The sequence below is a fragment of the Aeromonas sp. 160P genome (genome assembly GCF_055193095.1).
On the sequence record NZ_JBUXKV010000001.1, the window covers coordinates 4,426,385 to 4,446,732 of the forward strand.

Here is a 20,348-nt window from a genome sequence, read left to right on the forward strand (position 1 = left end):
CCCCCCGTCTCGGGTCAATTAGGCTTTGGCGCGCTGTTCCAGCATCGCAACAGCCGGCAGTACCTTGCCTTCTACGAACTCCAGGAAGGCGCCGCCGCCAGTGGAGATATAGGAGACTTTGTCGGCGATGCCAAACTTGTCGATGGCAGCCAGGGTGTCACCACCGCCAGCGATGGAGAAGGCCGGAGAAGCAGCGATGGCTTCAGCGATCACTTTGGTGCCAGCAGAGAACTGATCGAACTCGAACACACCGACCGGGCCGTTCCACAGAATGGTCTTGGCGTTCATGATGATGTCAGCCAGGGCCTTGGCAGAGTCAGGGCCGATGTCGAAGATCATGTCGCCGTCGGTCACGTCAGCAACAGACTTGATGGTGGCCGGAGTGGACTCGGAGAACTCGGTGCCTACAACCACGTCAGTGGTGACCGGAATGTTGGTCTCGGCAGCCAGCTTCTTGGCGGTGTCGAGCAGGTCGTGTTCGCACAGGGACTTGCCGACGTTGTGACCGGCAGCAGCGATGAAGGTGTTGGCGATGCCACCACCAACCACCAGCTGGTCAGCGATCTTGGAGAGGGATTCCAGCACGGTCAGCTTGGTGGAGACCTTGGAGCCGCCAACGATGGCAACCATCGGGCGCTCGGGCTTGAGCATGGCTTTACCCAGGGCTTCCAGTTCACCTGCCAGCAGCGGACCGGCACAAGCAACAGGAGCAAACTGGGCAACACCGTAGGTAGAACCTTCGGCGCGGTGAGCAGTACCGAACGCATCCATTACAAAGACATCACACAGGGCGGCGTATTTTTTGGCCAGCTCTTCGGTGTTCTTCTTCTCGCCTTTGTTGAAACGGCAGTTTTCCAGCACAACCAGTTCACCGGCGGCGACGTCTACGCCATCCAGGTAATCTTTGGCCAGACGAACCGGGCAAGACAGAGCGTCTTTCAGATAGTTAACAACCGGAGCCAGGGAGAATTCTTCGTTGTATTCACCCTCGGTCGGACGACCCAGGTGGGAGGTGATCATCAGCTTGGCGCCCTTTTCCAGAGCCAGCTTGATGGTCGGCAGCGTCGCCACGATACGTGCATCGGAAGTGACCTTACCGTCTTTTACCGGTACGTTCAGGTCAGCACGGATCAGAACGCGTTTACCCGCCAGATCCAGGTCAGTCATCTTGATAACAGACATATTCAGTCCTCTATATTTTCAGGTAATGTTAAAAACAGTAACCTATTCGCCCGGGGCAGGCTCAGCCTGCGGCCATCATGGCCCGGGTGGTATCCAGCATCCGGTTTGCGAAGCCCCATTCGTTATCACACCACATCAACATCTTGACGAGGTTGGCATCGCTCACCCGGGTCTGGGTACCATCAATGATGCAGGAGTGTGCATCATGATTGAAGTCTACGGAGACCAAAGGCTCTTCCGTGTAATCCAGAATACCTTGTAATGTACCTCTGGACGCCCGTTGCAGGGCTTGATTTACGTCAGTAACTGTCACTTTTTTACGAACAGTAATACTGAGATCCATCGCTGTTACATTGATGGTCGGCACCCGTACCGCAATCGCCTCGAACTTGCCGGCGAAGTGGGGCAGGATACGCTCCAACCCCTTTGCCAGCTTGGTATCCACCGGAATGATGGACTGGCTGGCAGCGCGGGTTCGGCGCAAGTCACTGTGGTAGGCATCGATGACTTGCTGATCATGCATGGCCGAATGAATTGTCGTAATAGTACCACAATTTATCTCGAATTCTCGATGCAATGTTTCAATCACCGGCACCACGCAGTTGGTGGTGCAGGAGGCGTTGGAGACGATCCGCTCCCGTCCGGTCAGCACCTGATGGTTGACCCCGTAGACCACGGTGGCATCCACATCCGCATCGGCCGGATGGGAGAAGAGCACCTTGCCCGCCCCCGCCGCCAGATGCAGCTCGGCATCGGCCCGCGAGCCGAACACCCCGGTGCAGTCCAGCACCACATCCACCCCCAGCGCCCGCCACGGCAGCTTAGCCGGATCCCGCTCGGCAAACAGGGAGATGAGATCCTCCCCCACCAGCATGCTGTTGCCCGCCAGTTGTACCGGATGGTGAAAGCGACCGTGACTGGTATCGTAACGGGTCAGGTGCACCATGGCCTCGGGGGCCGCCAGCTCATTGATGGCGACGATCTTGATGGTCTTGTCGCGCCCGCTTTCATAGAGGGCTCGCAACACATTGCGACCGATCCGTCCGTAACCATTGATGGCAATCTTGATCATCGAGAATCCGTTTCCTTGAACCAGCAACAGGGCGGCGCACCGGCCGCCCGGGAGCCCCGGCTACGACAGCAGGGCCTCCTTGAATTCACCGCGAGCCAGCAACGCCGCCCCGAATACCCCGGCACTGTCACCAAGGGCTGGAGCAATAATGGGGGTTGCGAAGCGGGGATTAAAGAGGAAGGGCAAAATTGTCTGCCGTCCCACGCTATAAAGGCTCTGTACGTTACCCACCCCACCGCCGATGACGATCACGTCCGGGTCGAGAATGTTGACCACGTTGGCCAGCGCCTGACCAAACAGCAGGTGCAGCCGGTCGATGGTGAGCTTGGCCACATGATCGTGAGCGGTGGCGGCCGCGATTTGAGCGAGCGAGAGGCGACGTTTGGCCTTGGCCTCGTACCAGGCCTCCAGCGCCGGGCCGCTGATCAGGGTCTCGACACAACCGCGCTTGCCGCAGTAGCACTCGGGGCCATCGGGGGCGAGCACATTGTGGCCCCACTCACCGGCGATGCCGTGGTGCCCATTGAGGATCTGGCCATTGATGACGATGCCGGAGCCGACCCCGGTGCCCATGATGATGCCGAACACCACTTTCGCATCGGGATGGTGCTGACGCACTGCGCCGAGGTGGGTTTCTGCCAGCGCGAAGCAGTTGGCATCGTTGGCAATCAGCACCGGCACGCCCAGCTTGCGCTCCAGATCTTCCTTGAACGGCTTGCCGTTGAGCTCGGTGGTGTTGCAGTTTTTCATCAGGCCGGTTTGCGGATCCCGCGCCCCCGGGGTGCCCATGCCTATGACGGTCGGACGCTGGCCAACCTTCTCGACACACTGCGCCACCAGCTTGGCGATCTGGCCAATCATATGGTCATAACCGCCCGCCCGCTCGGTGGGGATGCGGTGGCGCAACAGCACCTCGTCGCCATCCAGCACCACACACTCACACTTGGTACCGCCAAGATCGATACCCCAATCCAGTGATTTGCTGCTCATCTTGCCTCCTGCGCTGGCGCCACGCTCTTTTCGTCGCGGTGCCTTTTTTAATGTAAAACGGGGCCTTGCGGCCCCGGATATCAATCAGTCTCTCTTCGCTCACCCAGCCTTAGCGGCCGTGGTACTGAGCAGAGAACTCGTGCACCGCGTTGACGAACACGCCAGCGTGCTCCGGGTTCACATCCTGATGGATGCCGTGACCCAGGTTAAATACGTGGCCGTTGCCCTGACCGAAACCGGCCAGAATGGAGGCAACCTCTTCACGGATGCGTGCCGGATTGGCGTAGAGCATGGAGGGATCCATGTTGCCCTGCAGCGCCACCTTGTCGCCGACCCGGCGCTTGGCATCGGCAATATCGGTGGTCCAGTCCAGCCCCAGCGCATCGCAACCGGTGGCGGCGATCTGCTCCAGCCACTGACCACCGTTCTTGGTGAACAGGGTCACCGGCACGCGGCGCCCCTCATTTTCACGGATCAGGCCATCGACAATCTTGTGCATGTACTGCAGGGAGAAGTCGCGGTAATCCCGCGGGGTGAGCACACCACCCCAGGTGTCGAACACCATGACGGATTGGGCACCCGCCATGATCTGGGCGTTGAGGTAGCTGATGACGCTGTCGGCCAGCTTGTCCAGCAGCAGATGCAGGGTTTGCGGCTCGGCATACATCATCTGCTTGATCTTGGTGAACGCCTTGGAGCTGCCCCCCTCCACCATGTAGGTGGCCAGGGTCCAGGGGCTGCCGGAGAAGCCGATCAGCGGCACTTCGCCCTTCAGCTCGCGGCGGATAGTGCGCACCGCGTTCATCACGTAGCCCAGCTCATCTTCCGGATCCGGAATGGGCAGTGCCTGCACGTCAGCCATGGATTTAATCGGGCGCTCGAAGCGCGGGCCTTCGCCCTGCTCGAAGTAGAGACCCAGCCCCATGGCATCGGGCACGGTCAGGATGTCGGAGAAGAGGATGGCGGCATCGAGCGGGTAGCGGCGCAGCGGCTGCAGGGTGACTTCACAGGCCAGTTCGGCGTTGCGGCACAGGGACATGAAATCCCCCGCCTGGGCGCGAGTCGCCTTGTATTCCGGCAGATAGCGGCCAGCCTGGCGCATCATCCATACCGGGGTCATATCCACGTCCTGGCGCAGCAGGGCACGCAGGTATCGATCGTTCTTCAGCTCTTTCATCCCAGTTCCTGAGTTCGTATCACGCATAAAATGGCGGCCATAATACCACTTTGCCCGGCCAAGCGGACTGCCCCAAACGTGGCAAATGGGCACGCGGTTGCAAAGATGTGAAGGGGCGCAAACCAGATCGCCCCGTTTGTAAAAAGAAGAGCAAAAAGGTTGGCGAAAAGATAAGCGCCTCGTTACCCCTCGCCAGCCAGTGACAACTCGATCAGCCGCCTGGCAATGGTGCCGTGGGGCGGCAAGCGCGGCAGCCTATCAGCCGCAAAGAAATCGGCAGCGACCAGTTCGTCATCCTGCACCCTGATCTCGCCGCTCTGGTAGTCGGCGGTAAAGCCCATCATCAGACTGTGGGGGAAGGGCCAGGGCTGGCTCGCCACGTAGCGCACATTGCACACCCGGATGCCGCTCTCCTCGAACACCTCCCGCGCCACGCACTGCTCAAGATTCTCCCCCGCCTCCACAAAGCCGGCCAGCACGGTATACATGGGATCGTCGGCCTGATAGTGACGGCGATGAGCCGCCAGCAGGATCTCCGGCCCCTTGCGCACCGCCACTATGATGCAGGGGGAGATGCGCGGATAGGCCGTATGGCCGTGGTGGCACACCTGCGCCCACTCCCCCGCCTTCGGGGTCATGGGGGCGCCGCACTCGCCGCAGAAACGGTGGGTACGGCGGAAGGTGGCGAGCTGCCAGGCGCGGCCCGCGAGGCGAAAGCCCTCTTCGTCTCCCGCCACCATCAGCTGGCGCAGCGGACTCATGGCGCTCGTGTCGGCCTCAGCCCCCAGATCCAGCAGATAACAGGGCAGCCCCTGCCACTCGTCAAAACGCTCGAAATGGGCGTCAGCCAGCGCTGCGGGCAGGCACGCTTTACTTCCTTGTGGTACCTCTCCCTGCTGATCGAGCAGTACCAGATGATCGCCCCCCAGCACGCACCAGCGGGCTTGTTCGGTTAATGACATCAGATGAACACTCTCACTTAAGTCCAATTACACAAAGTCCAGTTACACAGAACCCTGGCCACGGCTGGCCGACCAAGGGGCAAACGCCGCGCGAATGGCTCCCATCTTACGACCAGCACGGGTCGCTGACGACCCCACCGTGGCCGATTGTCCCATTCGTAAAAAACGGATGGTGCAAATAAAGAGGCCGCCCGAAGGCGGCCCGCTGTTATCCGGCATCCAGTATCCGGCCTCTATCGACGCGGATCAGGCATCGCCCATCGCCAGCAGGGAGGCGTTGCCGCCCACCGCCGTGGTGTTGATGGTGCGGGTCTTCTCGGTGACGAAGCGGCTTAAGTAGTGGGGGCCGCCCGCCTTGGGACCGGTGCCGGAGAGCCCCTGCCCGCCGAACGGCTGCACCCCGACCATGGCGCCGATCTGGTTGCGGTTGATGTAGACGTTGCCGACATTGATGCGGCTTGCCAGCTCCTCGGCATGGGATTCGTTGCGGCTGTGGATCCCCAGCGTCAGGCCGTAGCCGGTGCCGTTGATATCCGCGATCACCTTGTCCAGATCCCGGGTGGCGTAGCGCACCACATGGAGGATGGGGCCGAATTGCTCCTTCACCAGCTCGCGGATGGAGCCGATCTCCAGCGCGGTTGGCTGGACGAAGTGCCCCTCCATCGTCGCGGCTGGCATCGGCGCCTGGGCAATCAGGCGAGCGCGCGGGATCATCCGGGCCAGATGGGCATCCAGCCCCAACTTGGCACCGACATCGATCACCGGGCCGACATCGGTGTTGTGTTCGGCCGGATTGCCGACTTTGAGCTCCTGCATCGCGCCGGTGAGGATCTCCAGCACCCGCGGGGCTATCTCCTCCTGCAGATAGAGCACCCGCAGGGCCGAGCAGCGCTGACCGGCGCTCTGGAAGGCGGCGCTCACCACATCGCGCACCACCTGCTCCGGCAAGGCGGTGGAGTCGACAATCATGGCGTTCTGGCCGCCGGTCTCGGCGATCAGCGGCAGGATGGCGCCATCGCGCTGGGCCAGGGTCATGTTGATCAGCTTGGCGGTCTCGGTGGAGCCGGTGAAGCAGACACCGCCGATGCGCGAGTCCGCCGTCAGCTTGGCGCCGACGGTGGCACCGTCACCGGGCAGCAGTTGCAGCACATCGCCCGGAATACCGGCCTGATGGGCCAGGGTCACCGCCAGATGGGCGATAAGGCCGGTCTGCTCCGCCGGTTTGGCGATAACTGTGTTGCCGGTGGCCAGCGCCGCAGCAACCTGGCCCAGGAAAATCGCCAGCGGGAAGTTCCACGGGCTGATGCAGACAAACACCCCGCGCCCCTGCAGGAACAGCTCGTTCTGCTCGCCGGTATAACCCGGCAGCAGGGTGGCCTGCCCCATCAGACTGCGGGCCTGCACCGCGTAGTAGCGGCAAAAATCCACCGCTTCGCGCACCTCGTCGATGCCATCTTGCAGCAGCTTGCCCGCCTCGCGAGTACAGAGGGAGACGAACTGCTCGCGGTTCGCTTCCAGCAGATCCGCCAGCTTCTCCAGCGCAGCGGCACGCTCGCTCACCGGGGTTGCGCGCCAGCGCGGGAAGGCGGTGTGGGCGGATGCCAAGGCTTGCTCCACCGCCTGCTCGTCGGCCCAGTGGATCTTGCCGACAGTGAGGCTCACATCCTGCGGGCTCAGCACGGTGCGCGCTTCGCTGCGCTTGAGGGTCTCGCCATCGACGATGGGGCCTGCCAGCCACTGCTTGCTCTCCAGCTCTTGCAAGCGGGCGAAGAAGGGGCGCTGGATGGAGAGGATGTTCATATTGACGCCGCTGGAGTTCTTGCGGTCGCTGAAGAGGTTCACTGGCTGCGGAATGCGGTCGTTGGCAAAGCCGGAGTAGCGCTTGAGGGTACGCAGCGGGTGTTCGGCCAGCGAATCCACCGGGGTGTTGGGGTCCACCAGCTTGTGAACGAAGGAGGTGTTGGCCCCGTTCTCCAGCAGGCGGCGCACCAGATAGGGCAGCAAGTCCTTGTGGGCGCCGACCGGGGCATAGATGCGGCAGTGCAGACCAGGATTGTCGTTCAGCACGGCGTTGTGCAGCTCCTCCCCCATGCCGTGCAGGCGCTGGAATTCAAACTGGCGATCGCCGGCCATCTCCAGAATGCTGACCACGGTATTGGCGTTGTGGGTGGCGAACTGGGGGGCGATAAAGCCGCGGGTCGGCTCGCTCAGCAGGTAGCGGGCGCAGGCGAGGTAAGAGATATCGGTGCCCGCCTTGCGGGTAAACAGCGGGTAGCCGGGCAGACCCGCCTGCTGGGCATATTTCAGCTCGCTGTCCCAGTAGGCGCCTTTTACCAGTCGCACCGGAATGAGGTCACCCTGCTCGCGGGCCAGTGCGGTGAGCCAGCACAGTACCGGCAGGGCGCGCTTGGAGTAGGCCTGCACCACCATGCCGAGCTTGCCCCAGCCACGGTTGGCGTCGGAGCGGTAGAGCTGCTCAAAGAGATCCAGCGACAACTCAAGTCTGTCCATCTCCTCGGCATCGATGCTGATGGCCACATCCTTGTCGCGGGCGAGGCGCACCAGACCCACCAGCCGCTCGCACATCTCGCCGAGCACCCGTTCGCGGTTGGCCACGTCATAGCGCGGATGAAGGGCCGAGAGTTTGATAGAGATGGAGGGGGCCGGGCCGCCATCGCTAATCCGCTCGTTGCCCACCGCCTCGATGGCGTTGCGATAATCGGTCAGATACTTGTCGGCATCCTGCAAAGTCAGCGCCGATTCACCCAGCATGTCGTAGGTGTGGGTGTAGCCCAGCTCGCGGGATTTGCGGCTCGCCTTGAGCGCTTCTTTCATGTCGCGACCCAGCACGAACTGCTTGCCCATGATCTTCATGGCGGCGTACATGGCGGAGCGCACCACCGGCTCCCCCAGCTTGTTGACCATGCGCCCCAGCAGGTTGGCCGGGTTGCCGTCGAGCTTCTTGTCGAGCTTGATGATCTTGCCGGTCAGCATCAGCCCCCAGGTGGAAGCATTGACCAGGGTGGAGTCGCTTTTGCGGAAATGGGATGACCAGTTGGCGCCGGAGAGCTTGTCCTTGATCAGGGCATCGGCGGTCTCGGCATCGGGAATGCGCAGCAGCGCCTCGGCCAGACACATCAGGATGATCCCCTCCTGGGTATCGAGGCTGTACTCCTGCAGGAAGGCATCGATACCGTCACCGGAGCCACTCTCTTTGCGCACCTTGGTCACCAGCATGCGGGCGCGCTGGGTCACCTGCTCCAGCGCGGCACCATCCACCGCCAGCATGGCCGACAACTCGGCCAGATAGGTATTTTCATCCACCACATAGTTCTGGGTGATGGCTTCGCGCAGGGCGGTCAGATCGGAGGGAATGTAGTCAGCAGCAAGCACGTGAGTCGCTTTGAACATAGGGGGTCTTCCTGTACGCCCGAAGGCTGATATCGACAAAGGCGGACGCGCCGCCGAAACGCCGATAATGTATACAATGTTGCACCCTATATGAAATGAATTTGTTTCTACTCTTTAACAAAGATCGCTAATTCTGCCTTGTTCTCCCTCTACGAGTCCCCCTTCCGACTATGAAGAGGGTCAACTGGCATCATTTTGTATACGATCTTGTGCCGTTGCTTTTCGCTATCCGAGCGCAGGCGACAGCAACCGGTGCCAGCAAAAGGCAGATAAAAAGAAGGGCCGCCACGGCGACCCTTCAGTTTATTCAGACCTGTGCGGTCAATTCATCCAGCGATCGCCGCGGCTGCGACGACGGGGCAGCATCGGCAGCAGAATGCCGAGCAGGATCCCCGCCCCTACCATGGCACCACCACGAATAAACCAGTCCATCTGCATGTCGTGTTCCTGGTTGTCGTAGCTCTGGGTCAAAGCGTCATTCTGCTCTTTGAGATTGCCAAGCTCCTCACCCTGACTGACCAGCTGGGCCTTGAGGGCAGCAATCTCCTTGCTCTGGGCAGCGAGCTGGCCATCCTTCTCGGTGAAGCGTTTCTCGTTGTCACCGTTGAGATTCTGCAGGCGGTCTTTGAGCTCATCGCGCTCTTTTTCCACCTGGGGCAGCCGCTCACGCAGGCTGATCTGGCTCTGCAGTTCGCTGTTTTTGATCCATCCCTCGCGACCACGACTGTCCACCACCTGGGTGAAACCGGCCTCGCTGTTCACCGCTTTTACCTCCAGCGGTTCACCAGCCTTGATGCTGCCAAGGATCCGGTACTGGGTGCCCGGACCGTTGTGGATGAAGGTAAAAATGTTGTCTGAAACATAACGGGTATCGGCCAGTGCCTGTTGGGCACACAAGCAGATCAAAATCCCGAGAAGGGCGCGCATGGTCGATCGGTTCTCTTTTTCAGGTTTGGACAAGAGGTTGAATGTTAAGCCGCCTGCAGGTTAAAGGACAAGCAAAGAAAAAGCACCTGCCCCCGAATAAAGCGCGCAGAGTTGCGAGTCAGCTCGCAACTTACCCGCCCGTGGCCTTACTTGTTTTTCAGCTCCCGCACCTCGCTGCGCAGGGCGCGGATCTCCTGCAACAGCTGCTCCTGCTGGCTGTTGTAGTGATGGCGCCACTTGTCGGTCTCGCCATCCCCCTTGTTGGGCTGCAGGAACAAACTGGCCATAAAACCGCTGATGGCACCGAACAGACCGACCCCAAACAGGATCAGCAGGCTGGCAACGAAACGCCCCTGCTCGGTCTTGGGGACCAGATCGCCATATCCCACGGTAGAGAGGGTGACCAGCGTCCACCAGAAGGCATCGTAAGGGGTCTCTATCTGGCTACCAGGCTGGCCAGACTCAATCCAGTACATGACGCCGGAGCCCACCCCGAGCAGCAGGAAGAACAGGAACAGGATGCCAGATATGGTGGTCTCGTTGCGCTCGCGGCGGAACATGCCCCAGATATCCGGGTTTTCGCGGATCAGCTGATAGACCCGCCACAACTGGATCAACCGCGCCCAGCGCAGTTGCTCCGCCATCGGCAGGCTGCCCGGCAGATAGATCCAGTTGGCCTTGAAGAATGCCCACTTGTCGCTGGCCCGCACCCAGCCATAGGCAAAGTGAGCGAGGAAGAAGTAGCAGATCAGGCTGTCGATGTCATAGAAGAGCTGCAAGGTCTGCGGGGTGACACTCTGGTGCCCCCACCAGCGGGCCGTCACCAGCAATACCGACACAATAGACAAAAATGCCATCAGCAGATCCATCGCCCGCAGATGAGTTAAGTGACTTCGCATACATTTTCCAATGTTGAATACATTACGGATTAATAAAAAAGCAGATAATGCCGATAGCCCTGACGGGAAAGGATAAGCAGATTTTAAAAGGAGAATGATAATGCAGTTGAACCTGCTGGAAAAGCGAATGAGCAACATCCGTCTGGTACCCAAAGTGGTGCTGCTGATGGTGTTCAGTACCCTGATGCTACTGACCAAACTCTGGTTTGATGCCAACAATCTCGAGATGACCCTGCTCGCCGAAGGGCTCGATCCTGCCAAAGCGGACGCCATCTCCAATCGCCTGCTCTGGACCGGTTTGATGGAGACAGCCATCATGGGGTTGCTGTTCGTGATCCTGCTGCTCACCGGCTCCCGGCTGATGGTCAAACAGGTGAACTATCTGGTCGGTCTGCTGGAGCGCTTTGCCAAGCGGGATCTCAGCCACAAGGTGTTGCTCAGATCCCGTGATGAGTTCGGTGACATCGCCAAGGCGGTCTCCCACTCGCAAGAGAACCTCAAAGAGGTATTCGGCAATCAGCGTATCGCCTGCAAGGAGCTCAACGACATCGCCTCCCAGGTGACCCTCTGCATGGAAGAAGCCCACGAAGCGATCAGCGAAGAGTTCACCCAGATTGAGCAACTGGCCAGTGCCATGAGCCAGATGGTGGGCGCTATTCGCGAGGTCGCAGCCCATGCGGATCAGGCCTCCCGTGCCACCGCAGAAACCAGCCAGTTGGCACACGAAGGCAGCCGCTGCGTCGCCGACACCGTCAGCACCATCGACACCCTTTCTGGCAACATCCAACGCTCGGCGAGCGTGGTTAATCAGGTAGAACAGGGGGTCGAGCAGATCGGCTCAGTGGTCGATACCATTCGCAGTATTTCCGAACAGACCAACCTGCTGGCCCTTAACGCCGCCATCGAAGCGGCCCGCGCCGGGGAAGCCGGCCGCGGTTTTGCCGTGGTGGCCTCCGAAGTGCGCGAGCTGGCCAACCGGGCTCAGGCCGCCACTGTCGAGATCCAGAAGATGATCGAACAGTTGCAGGGCAATGCCGCTCAGGCCGCCGAGCTGATGGCCCAGAGCGTGCGCCAGGCCGACAAGGGGGTGGAACAGGTGACACAGGCAGGCACCCAGCTCGCTACCATAGTGGAGCGGGTACTGGGGGTGGCCGACATGAATCGCCATATCGCCACCGCCTCCGAACAGCAGATCGCGGTCGCCGAAGAGATGCGCGGCAATCTGGAGCAGGTCAAACAGATCGCGGAAGGATCCGTGGTGGTTTTCCGTGAACTGCAGGAAGCCTCGGAACTGGTCGAGCAGCACAGCAAGGAGCTCGACAGCCAGATCCACTCCTTCAAGCTCATCTGACAGCGCTCACTGACCGGGCATAACAGCCGCCGAGCCCCAATAGGAGGGCAAATCGCAGCCATAAAAAAATCCGAAACCAGTGGTTTCGGATTTTTTCTATTCGGCGAATGGCAGAGCCGGGTTATCCCCTCGCCTGCCACATCGGCAGAGCTTACTCAGCAGCCATGCGCGCTTCGATATACGCCAGCGCACGATCGATACGAGCAAGAACGCGCTCTTTGCCTACCAGCGCCATCACGGCGTCGATGCCTGGTGACTGACCCAGACCGGTCACGGCAACGCGCAGCGGCATGCCGACCTTGCCCATGCCCTGACCCAGTTCAGCGGCAGTGGCTTCAATCAGCTCGTGCAGCGCTTCGGTGGTCCAGCTATCCAGTGCAGCCAGCTTGGCCTTTGCCAGCGCCAGCGGCTCGGCCGCGACGCCACGCAGGTGCTTCTTGGCAGCGGCTTCGTCAATGGCTTCGTACTCTTCGAACAGATAGCGGCTCTGGGCGGCCATCTCAACGAGCGTATTGCAGCGCTCGGCCAGCAGGGTCACCACTTCTGGCAAGGTCGGGCCATTGCGGGTGTCAATCTGCTGGTTTTCCATGTGCCATGCCAGGAAGGTGGCAACACGGGCCGGATCCAGAGTGCGCATGTAGTGATTGTTGAGCCACAGCAGCTTGTCGGTATTGAAGGCAGAGGCGGACTTGGAGATGGCATCCAGGCTGAACAGCTTGATCATCTCGTCCAGGGTGAAGATCTCCTGATCGCCGTGGGACCAGCCCAGACGCACCAGATAGTTCAGCAGCGCTTCCGGCAGGTAGCCGTCATCGCGATACTGCATCACGGAGACTGCACCGTGGCGCTTGGAGAGCTTGGCACCGTCGTCGCCCAGGATCATGGAGACGTGGGCAAATTCCGGCACCGGCGCGTTCAACGCCTTGTAGATGTTGATCTGGCGCGGGGTGTTGTTGATGTGGTCTTCGCCACGCACCACGTGGGTGATCTCCATATCCCAGTCATCGACCACGACGCAGAAGTTGTAGGTCGGCGCGCCATCGGTACGGCGGATGATCAGATCGTCCAGCTCGGTGTTGGCAAACTCGATACGGCCACGGACGTGGTCGTCGAACACCACGGAGCCTTCAGTCGGGTTGCGGAAGCGAATAACGTGCGGCGCATCGGCCGGATGGTCGTGAGCGTGATCGCGGCACTTACCGTCATAACGGGGCTTCTCGCCATTGGCCATCTGGCCTTCGCGCAATTCGTCAAGCCGCTCGCGGGAGCAGTAGCACTTGTAGGCGCGGCCATCGGCCAGCATCTCGTCAATCAAGGCGTTATAACGGTCGAAACGCTTGGTCTGGTAGTAGGGGCCCTCATCCCAGTTCAGCTCCAACCAGCCCATTCCCTCAATAATGGCGTCGATCGCCTCCTGAGTGGAACGTTCCAGGTCAGTATCCTCAATACGCAGCACGAACTCACCGCCCTGGCTCTTTGCAAACAACCAGGAATAGAGTGCGGTACGGGCACCGCCGACATGCAAAAAGCCGGTCGGGCTGGGAGCAAAACGGGTTTTGACTTTCATCTTTAAGCCTTGTGTAGAGGGCCTTGGGCCAATTCGTTAGAAAAAACCGTCGCATTTTAGCACCGACCATCGCGGATGGGAAAACCATGAAGCCGTTGTGGGCCAAAGTAGCGGGATTAAATGTGTGCTCCGCTCGCTTACCGCCTGATATTTGAAGGGGATCGCAAAACAGAAGTGCTGTTTCAGATTTGCTATGCATCGCGCTGGAGAGCTGCCTCCTTCAGCCGATACCCAAATAACGCTCACCACACATCTCACGCACAAGGAAGAGACGATGCAATTTCGTTCTATCCAGAATCGCATTCTAGTGATGGCCGGGATCGCCATGACCGCAGCCCTGGTCATCCTGATCCTGCTCAACCAATACTCCGGCCAACAGACCCAAAAGATAACCATCAGCTCCAGCCGCGCAGCGCTGCAGCAGGAGGCATGGCAAAAAGTGAGCGCCAACGCCCGCGCCGAGGCGGCCACCATCACCCAATTGTTGCAAAAAGGACTCTCCTATACCCAGCAGATGGCCAGCGCCCTCGCGTTGCAGCAACAGGGTAAGCTGCCACTGGATCGCCAGCAGGCTATCGATCTGCTCAAGGCACAGCTCGCGCTGGAACCCCAGCTCTACGGCGCCTTTGCTGGCTTCGAACCAAACGGCTTCGACGGTCAGGATGCCGCCTTCGCCGGCCAGAATGCACTCGGCAGTGACGGCAAGGGTCGCTTCGTCCCCTACTTCTATCGCGACAAGGATCAAATCGGCACCGACCTGCTGCTCTCCATCGAAAAAACTGATCCGGACCAATTTGGCAATCCCGCCAATGACTACTACTCCTGCCCGAAACGGGAAGGGCAATCCTGCCTTATCGATCCCTTCAAGGTGGATATCAACGGTCAACAGGTGCTGGTGAGCACCATCACCACCCCCATTCTGGTGGGCGGTCAGTTCAAGGGGATCGCCGCGCTGGACTTGGCGGTGGACTCCATCAGCCGTCAGGCCCAGTCCCTCAACAGCAACATCTATGACGGCAAGGGCGAGACGCTGATCGTCAGCGCCGCCGGCGTCATCACCGGCACCAGCGGCGATGCCAGCCTGCTTGGCAGTAGCGCAGAGAAGGTGCTTGGCAACCAGTGGCAGCAGTACCTTAAACCGGAAGTGCAGCGTCAGGAGCTGGACGAGTCGTTCCGCATCTCGGTGCCTATCATGGTGCCGGGGATGAGCCGTAACTGGGCCATCATCGTCACCCTGCCCTACAAGGTGGTACTGGCGGGGGCCGATCAACTGGAGAGCCAGCTGAGTGACATGAACCAGGCTGCCATGACCCAGCAATTGGTCGGCGCCGTTATCGTGCTGGTGCTGGCACTGGCCACCATGCTGGTGATCGCCCGCAGCATCACAGGCCCCATCCGTCAGATGGTCAGCCTGGTGGATGATATTGCTGATGGTGAAGGTGACCTCACCAAGCGCCTCGCGACCCGCTCGGTGGACGAGCTGGGGGATCTGGCCAAAGGGATCAACCGCTTTATCGACAAGCTGCAGGGGCTGCTCGGGGAGGTGCTGAACACGGCCAGCGAGGTGAACCGCCACGCCAGCGATACCGACCGCATCGCCGGTCAAACCGACAATAACTTGCAGCATCACCAGGCAGAGATGGAGCAGATGCTGACCGCAGTGCAGGAGATGTCCTATGTCAGTCAGGAGGTGGCTACCCATGCCAACAACACCGCCGACTCGGCCAAACAGGCGCAAAGCGCAGCCGAACAGGGCAAGGTACGCTTCCAGCAGGTGATCCAGTCGATGCACAAGGTCGCGGCAGAAGCCGGTAAAGGGGCGGAGGTAGTCGAAGGGCTGGCCCATGACAGCACCCAGATCACCAGCATCCTCACCGTCATTCAGGGGATTGCCGACCAGACCAACCTACTGGCGCTCAACGCAGCTATCGAGGCGGCGCGGGCGGGTGAACAGGGACGCGGCTTTGCGGTGGTGGCTGACGAGGTGCGCAAACTGGCGGGTAACACCCAGCAAGCAGTACAAAATACCCAGGAGCTGATCGAAAAAATTCGCTTGAGCTCCGCCAATGCGGTCAACACCATCACCCACAGCCAGCAGCTGACCCATCAGGCGGTGAGCGAAGCGGATCTGGCGGAAGAGGCGCTGGGCACCATCTACAAGGCCATTGCCACTATCAACGACATGACCTACCAGATCGCCTCCGCTGCCGAAGAGCAGAGCTCGGTCTCCGAGACTGTCTCCGGCAACCTGTCAAAAACCAATGCACTGGCCAACGACATTGCTCAGGATGCAACCGATACGGCCAAAGCCAGTCAGGCATTGCGTCAGGCAGCCGATCAATTGCAGCAATTATTGGGACAATTTCGTCTCAGCTGATAATTTTCCTCTCCGGTACTCTCCCCCTCGGGGGCGAGTACGTTTACCATAGGCAACGAATTTGCCTGATGGCAGGCAATGTAGTGAGAGGTAAATGCCGTGCCCACCCCGGACCGTCGCCCACGAGGCCATAACAGACGAGCCCAGCTGCGTCGCCAAGACGAATCTCAAGGATCCCTGCTCCATCGCATCAATGCCGTGACTCTGTCCCTGCGCCAACGTTTTGGCCAAGGGATGAGCAGCCTGGGCCAACGTCGCCAGGATGCCAAAGCGGGCAAATTCAAGCTGTCCAGCCCGCTGCCGCGCAAAAACACCATAGGGCTGTTGATCCTGCTCCCGCTCTGGCTGCTGGTGCTGGCCTGGGAGCCGGCCCCGACCGCCCCCCAAGCGGCCCCATCCGGTTCGCTTGATGTGCCGCTGGCGGTACCGGCGCAAGCACTGACTGCCGGTAACGTTACCTCCGCGGCGGCCAAACCCGTGGTCGAGGAGAAGGTCAACGGTACCTGGCTGCAACATGAGGTGAAGGCTGGCGAGACCCTCTACTCCATCTGGCGCAAATTCGAGTTGCCGGGTGCGGAGCTGAGCCGCCTGATCGCCATCGAGGGGCCAGATCGGCCATTGACCCGCCTGCAATCGGGCCGCGCCATCTTCATCCTGGTGGACGACACTCGCCGCATCCAGCGGGTAGAGATCCGCTCCTACGGTCAGGCGGTCTACCGCTACGACCGGCAGGGCGAAGGGTTCGCCCTCAAGGAATAACAAAACGGGAGGCGCTGGCCTCCCGTTTTTTGGTCAATTGCCTTCAAATAAGCTACTGACTTCACAATATTTTTAGCTTGTTCGAAAAACGAAAGAGGGCAAATTGACAAGGATCTGCGCTAACGTACAATCGTTTGTGCTTTAAACGGGGATTGTTCTACGTGCTACTGGGACAAAGAGACGTGGTCAGTCATGAGCCAACCCCTGCTTGCAAGGCAAATGCAGCCCACCTCGGGCTTAGTTTCATTTCGTAATTGATAGGATTTAGCACATGTCTGACATTCGCACCGGCCAGGTAAAATGGTTCAACGAAACCAAGGGTTTTGGCTTTATCGAGCAATCCCAAGGACCGGACGTTTTCGTTCACTTCTCCTCCATCCAGAGCACTGGTTTCAAAACCCTGGCTGAAGGTCAGAAAGTCCAGTTCACTGTGACTCAGGGCCAAAAAGGTCCTCAGGCTGAGAACGTTACCCTGCTCTAAGCCACGCCAGTGAATATGCAGGAGGAGCCAAGGCCCCTCCTCTTTTTTTGCCCGCAATTTGCCCTCTTCGGTCACAACCACTTGTCCCGTTCAACCCACTGTGTGAGCCCCCATCCCCTCCCTGTTTGCAGGAGGCGGCAGAGACGCACTGGGTAAACGCCAGATACGACAAAGCATCGCAGCGCGATGTGACGGGCAATTCAAATAGATAATGCAACCACGAAGAGAGAAGGATTGGTGTGAGTGTCTTGAGATATTGGATGGATGTACTTCGAGGAGAGAGATTGGAGCGGGAAACGAGACTCGAACTCGCGACCCCAACCTTGGCAAGGCGCGGATCATGCTCTACCAACTGGATGTGGCAGTGAGTGTTTTGAGATATTGGATGGATGTACTTCGAGGAGAGAGATTGGAGCGGGAAACGAGACTCGAACTCGCGACCCCGACCTTGGCAAGGTCGTGCTCTACCAACTGAGCTATTCCCGCAACAGAATGTCATTTGCAAGTGATTGGAGCGGGAAACGAGACTCGAACTCGCGACCCCGACCTTGGCAAGGTCGTGCTCTACCAACTGAGCTATTCCCGCAACGGAATATCACTTACACATATCTAGTAAAACTCTTTGGAGCAGGAAACGAGATTCAAACTCGCTACCCCAGCCTTGGCAAACACGGATCATGCTCTACCAACCTGGCTACTCCGGCAAAACGTATTGGAGCGGGAAACGAGACTCGAACTCGCGACCCCGACCTTGGCAAGGTCGTGCTCTACCAACTGAGCTATTCCCGCAACAGATTGTCACTTGCAAATAATTTGGAGCGGGAAACGAGACTCGAACTCGCGACCCCGACCTTGGCAAGGTCGTGCTCTACCAACTGAGCTATTCCCGCAACGGAATGTCATTTGCAAATAGATTGGAGCGGCAAACGAGATTCGAACTCGCGACCCCAGCCTTGGCAAGCACAGATCATGCTCTACCAACTCTGTTACTCCGGCAATACATGTATTGGAGCGGGAAACGAGACTCGAACTCGCGACCCCGACCTTGGCAAGGTCGTGCTCTACCAACTGAGCTATTCCCGCAACAAATTGTGTTCGAAGGTGCAATGATGATTGGAGCGGGAAACGAGACTCGAACTCGCGACCCCGACCTTGGCAAGGTCGTGCTCTACCAACTGAGCTATTCCCGCATCGGGCTGGATTGAACCAGTTTCATCATCACTTTTTGGAGCGGGAAACGAGACTCGAACTCGCGACCCCGACCTTGGCAAGGTCGTGCTCTACCAACTGAGCTATTCCCGCAACTACCTTAAAACAGGTCGTACAGCATTTGGTTGCTTGCGCTACTGTACGGGAGCCGAATTATAAGAGCAGTCGTTCCAATTGCAAGGGCTTTTTTATCTGGTTGCGCGCGTTCGCTCAAAAGCTGGCCGAACTGCCGCTTTTAGCAACCAAACCAGGCTAACTCCTTACCTGGTACTCAGATTTTGAAGACGTGGCTGCGATAGAACTGCAATTCTGCAATGGATTCACGAATGTCATCCAGTGCCTGATGGGAGCCGCTCTTGGTGAACTGATCCAGCAACTCCGGCTGCCAGCGACGCACCAGCTCCTTGATGGTACTGACATCGACGTTGCGGTAGTGGAAGAAGGCTTCCAGCTCGGCCATGTGCTTGACCATGAAGCGGCGATCCTGACCAATGCTGTTGCCACACAGCGGGCTGGTACGCTCCGGCACCCACTGACGAATAAACTCGAGGGTCTCGGCAACCGCCTTGGCTTCATCATGCTGGCTCGCCTTGACCCGGGCCACCAGACCGCTCTTGGTGTGGGTATTGACGTTCCAGTCGTCCATCTTGGCCAGCTCTTCATCGCTCTGGTGAATGGCGATGACCGGGCCTTGTGCCAGCACATTCAGATCCTTGTCGGTGACTATGGTGGCAATCTCCAGAACGACACACTCTTCAGGGTCCAGACCCGTCATTTCCATGTCGATCCATACCAGGTTCTGCGCGCTGACTGTCATGATTACTCTCTCTATATGGGAGGAATGGCGGAATTTTGCCAATTTGCATGTATCATACTGGCTTTGGATCTGTTCATAAACTGGCGAATCGAGTGGCAAAGAAAGCAAAACTCAATCTGGGTCAACAAAGGCGCGTCCAGGCTAACCGCGAGCGGCGACTGCAAAAAGATCACACCACAGTGGTGGATGACACCCTGTTTGGCCCGGCTATTGAAGGGATGGTGATCAGTCGTTTCGGTCAGCATGCAGACGTCGAAGCGACTGACGGCACCATCCATCGCAGCAATCTGCGGCGCAGCAGCATCAGCAGCCTGGTGTGTGGCGACAAGGTGGTGTGGCGTCCCGGCCTCAATGCCGCGACCGCCGGGGTCATCGAGGCGGTTCATCCCCGTCATTCAGTGCTGACCCGGCCGGACTTCTACGACGGGGTAAAGCCCATCGCAGCCAATATCGACCAGATCATCATCGTTTCGGCGGTGTTACCCGAGTTCTCCACCAACATCGTCGACCGCTATCTGGTGGCCGCCGAGGATGTGGAGATCCAGCCACTCATAGTGCTGAACAAAGTCGATTTGCTGGATGATGCAGCGCGTCTGCGTATTGAGCAGCAGCTGACCCCCTATCGCAAGCTGGGCTATCAAGTGATCCTGGTCAGTTGCGAGAGCGGCGAAGGGCTTGACGAGCTCAAGGCCCAGTTCGAAGGCAAGATCAGCATCTTCGTCGGCCAGTCAGGGGTAGGTAAATCGTCCCTGACCAACGCCTTGATGCCGGGGCTGGGAGTGCTCACTGGCGAGGTCTCGGAAAACTCGGGGCTCGGCCAGCACACCACTACCACGGCCCGACTCTATCACTTCCCGAGCGGTGGCGATCTGATCGACTCCCCGGGGATCCGCGAATTTGCCCTCTGGCATCTGGAAGCCGATCGCATCACCTGGTGCTTTATCGAGTTTCGCGACTATCTGGGGGGGTGCCGTTTTCGCGACTGTACCCACAAAGATGACCCAGGCTGCGCACTGCGTGGTGCCGTCAATAGCGGCCAAATCAGTGCCGATCGATTCTACAATTATCACCGCATCCTGGAAACCATGCAGGAAGCCCGTCACGGTCGGCAACAGGCCCGACTGTGACCCGCTATTCACCCCCTCTTTTGACTAAGAGCTGATGATC

The 20,348-nt window shown here is 59.3% G+C and carries 15 protein-coding genes and 7 tRNA genes; 5 read left to right on the forward strand and 17 right to left on the reverse strand.

From position 1 onward, the window contains the following. Positions 1-18: 18 nt before the first annotated feature. From ACY8FN_RS20490 to ACY8FN_RS20525, 8 genes are all read right to left on the reverse strand, one after another. Positions 19-1,182, reverse strand: a complete 1,164-nt coding sequence (locus ACY8FN_RS20490) for a phosphoglycerate kinase (protein WP_042018236.1) — start codon at positions 1,180-1,182, stop codon at positions 19-21. A gap of 61 nt (positions 1,183-1,243) precedes the next feature. Next, positions 1,244-2,254: an erythrose-4-phosphate dehydrogenase gene (gene epd / locus ACY8FN_RS20495; protein WP_101321310.1), complete on the reverse strand. Its 1,011-nt coding sequence runs from the start codon at positions 2,252-2,254 to the stop codon at positions 1,244-1,246. A 60-nt stretch (positions 2,255-2,314) separates the two neighbouring features. Further along, complete coding sequence (locus ACY8FN_RS20500) at positions 2,315-3,244, reverse strand: ROK family protein (RefSeq protein WP_101325718.1); 930 nt, start codon at positions 3,242-3,244, stop codon at positions 2,315-2,317. Positions 3,245-3,353: 109 nt separating this feature from the next. Continuing rightward, positions 3,354-4,421, reverse strand: a complete 1,068-nt coding sequence (gene hemE, locus ACY8FN_RS20505) for a uroporphyrinogen decarboxylase (RefSeq protein WP_463101050.1) — start codon at positions 4,419-4,421, stop codon at positions 3,354-3,356. 182 nt (positions 4,422-4,603) lie between these two features. Continuing rightward, positions 4,604-5,383, reverse strand: coding sequence for an NAD(+) diphosphatase (gene nudC, locus ACY8FN_RS20510; RefSeq protein ID WP_463101051.1), 780 nt, complete (start codon positions 5,381-5,383; stop codon positions 4,604-4,606). Positions 5,384-5,629: 246 nt separating this feature from the next. Continuing rightward, positions 5,630-8,794 carry a bifunctional proline dehydrogenase/L-glutamate gamma-semialdehyde dehydrogenase PutA gene (putA, locus tag ACY8FN_RS20515; RefSeq protein WP_463101052.1) on the reverse strand — a complete coding sequence of 1,055 codons (3,165 nt, stop codon included), beginning with the start codon at positions 8,792-8,794 and terminating at the stop codon, positions 5,630-5,632. Positions 8,795-9,115: 321 nt separating this feature from the next. After that, on the reverse strand, positions 9,116-9,721 hold the full coding sequence (locus tag ACY8FN_RS20520) for a TIGR04211 family SH3 domain-containing protein (protein ID WP_101323797.1): 606 nt from the start codon (positions 9,719-9,721) through the stop codon (positions 9,116-9,118). A 146-nt stretch (positions 9,722-9,867) separates the two neighbouring features. Next, entirely contained in the window at positions 9,868-10,620 is a 753-nt protein-coding gene (locus tag ACY8FN_RS20525) for a potassium channel family protein (RefSeq protein WP_162515575.1), read from the reverse strand. Positions 10,621-10,720: 100 nt separating this feature from the next. Between ACY8FN_RS20525 and ACY8FN_RS20530 the strand changes: the two genes are divergently transcribed. Continuing rightward, entirely contained in the window at positions 10,721-11,971 is a 1,251-nt protein-coding gene (locus ACY8FN_RS20530) for a methyl-accepting chemotaxis protein (RefSeq protein ID WP_139728505.1), read from the forward strand. A gap of 151 nt (positions 11,972-12,122) precedes the next feature. Here ACY8FN_RS20530 and gltX read toward each other — a convergent pair whose 3' ends face one another. Next, on the reverse strand, positions 12,123-13,538 hold the full coding sequence (gltX, locus tag ACY8FN_RS20535) for a glutamate--tRNA ligase (protein ID WP_068977804.1): 1,416 nt from the start codon (positions 13,536-13,538) through the stop codon (positions 12,123-12,125). Between the two features lie 274 nt (positions 13,539-13,812). On the opposite strand from gltX, the gene ACY8FN_RS20540 reads away from it, so the two are divergent. The 3 genes from ACY8FN_RS20540 to ACY8FN_RS20550 all read left to right on the forward strand — a co-directional run bounded on the left by ACY8FN_RS20540 (position 13,813) and on the right by ACY8FN_RS20550 (position 17,155). Further along, positions 13,813-15,915: a methyl-accepting chemotaxis protein gene (locus ACY8FN_RS20540; protein WP_463101053.1), complete on the forward strand. Its 2,103-nt coding sequence runs from the start codon at positions 13,813-13,815 to the stop codon at positions 15,913-15,915. A 99-nt stretch (positions 15,916-16,014) separates the two neighbouring features. Then, the gene (locus tag ACY8FN_RS20545; protein WP_463101054.1) at positions 16,015-16,674 is read left to right on the forward strand and encodes a LysM-like peptidoglycan-binding domain-containing protein; all 660 of its coding nucleotides are present in this window, start codon (positions 16,015-16,017) and stop codon (positions 16,672-16,674) included. Between the two features lie 271 nt (positions 16,675-16,945). After that, entirely contained in the window at positions 16,946-17,155 is a 210-nt protein-coding gene (locus ACY8FN_RS20550) for a cold-shock protein (protein WP_005317918.1), read from the forward strand. A 410-nt stretch (positions 17,156-17,565) separates the two neighbouring features. On the opposite strand, the gene ACY8FN_RS20555 is transcribed toward ACY8FN_RS20550, so the two are convergent. From ACY8FN_RS20555 to orn, 8 genes are all read right to left on the reverse strand, one after another. Continuing rightward, positions 17,566-17,641: transfer RNA gene (locus tag ACY8FN_RS20555), tRNA-Gly, on the reverse strand. A gap of 24 nt (positions 17,642-17,665) precedes the next feature. Next, positions 17,666-17,741: transfer RNA gene (locus tag ACY8FN_RS20560), tRNA-Gly, on the reverse strand. A gap of 127 nt (positions 17,742-17,868) precedes the next feature. Next, a tRNA-Gly gene (locus ACY8FN_RS20565) sits at positions 17,869-17,944 on the reverse strand. 25 nt (positions 17,945-17,969) lie between these two features. Next, positions 17,970-18,045: transfer RNA gene (locus ACY8FN_RS20570), tRNA-Gly, on the reverse strand. 117 nt (positions 18,046-18,162) lie between these two features. Beyond that, positions 18,163-18,238: transfer RNA gene (locus tag ACY8FN_RS20575), tRNA-Gly, on the reverse strand. Between the two features lie 31 nt (positions 18,239-18,269). Continuing rightward, positions 18,270-18,345: transfer RNA gene (locus tag ACY8FN_RS20580), tRNA-Gly, on the reverse strand. A 36-nt stretch (positions 18,346-18,381) separates the two neighbouring features. Beyond that, positions 18,382-18,457 (reverse strand) — tRNA-Gly (locus tag ACY8FN_RS20585). A gap of 178 nt (positions 18,458-18,635) precedes the next feature. Beyond that, positions 18,636-19,181: an oligoribonuclease gene (gene orn / locus ACY8FN_RS20590; protein WP_438538483.1), complete on the reverse strand. Its 546-nt coding sequence runs from the start codon at positions 19,179-19,181 to the stop codon at positions 18,636-18,638. 92 nt (positions 19,182-19,273) lie between these two features. Here orn and rsgA point away from each other — a divergent pair, with 92 nt between their 5' ends. Continuing rightward, positions 19,274-20,308 carry a small ribosomal subunit biogenesis GTPase RsgA gene (gene rsgA / locus ACY8FN_RS20595; RefSeq protein WP_042018620.1) on the forward strand — a complete coding sequence of 345 codons (1,035 nt, stop codon included), beginning with the start codon at positions 19,274-19,276 and terminating at the stop codon, positions 20,306-20,308. Positions 20,309-20,348 lie beyond the last annotated feature (40 nt).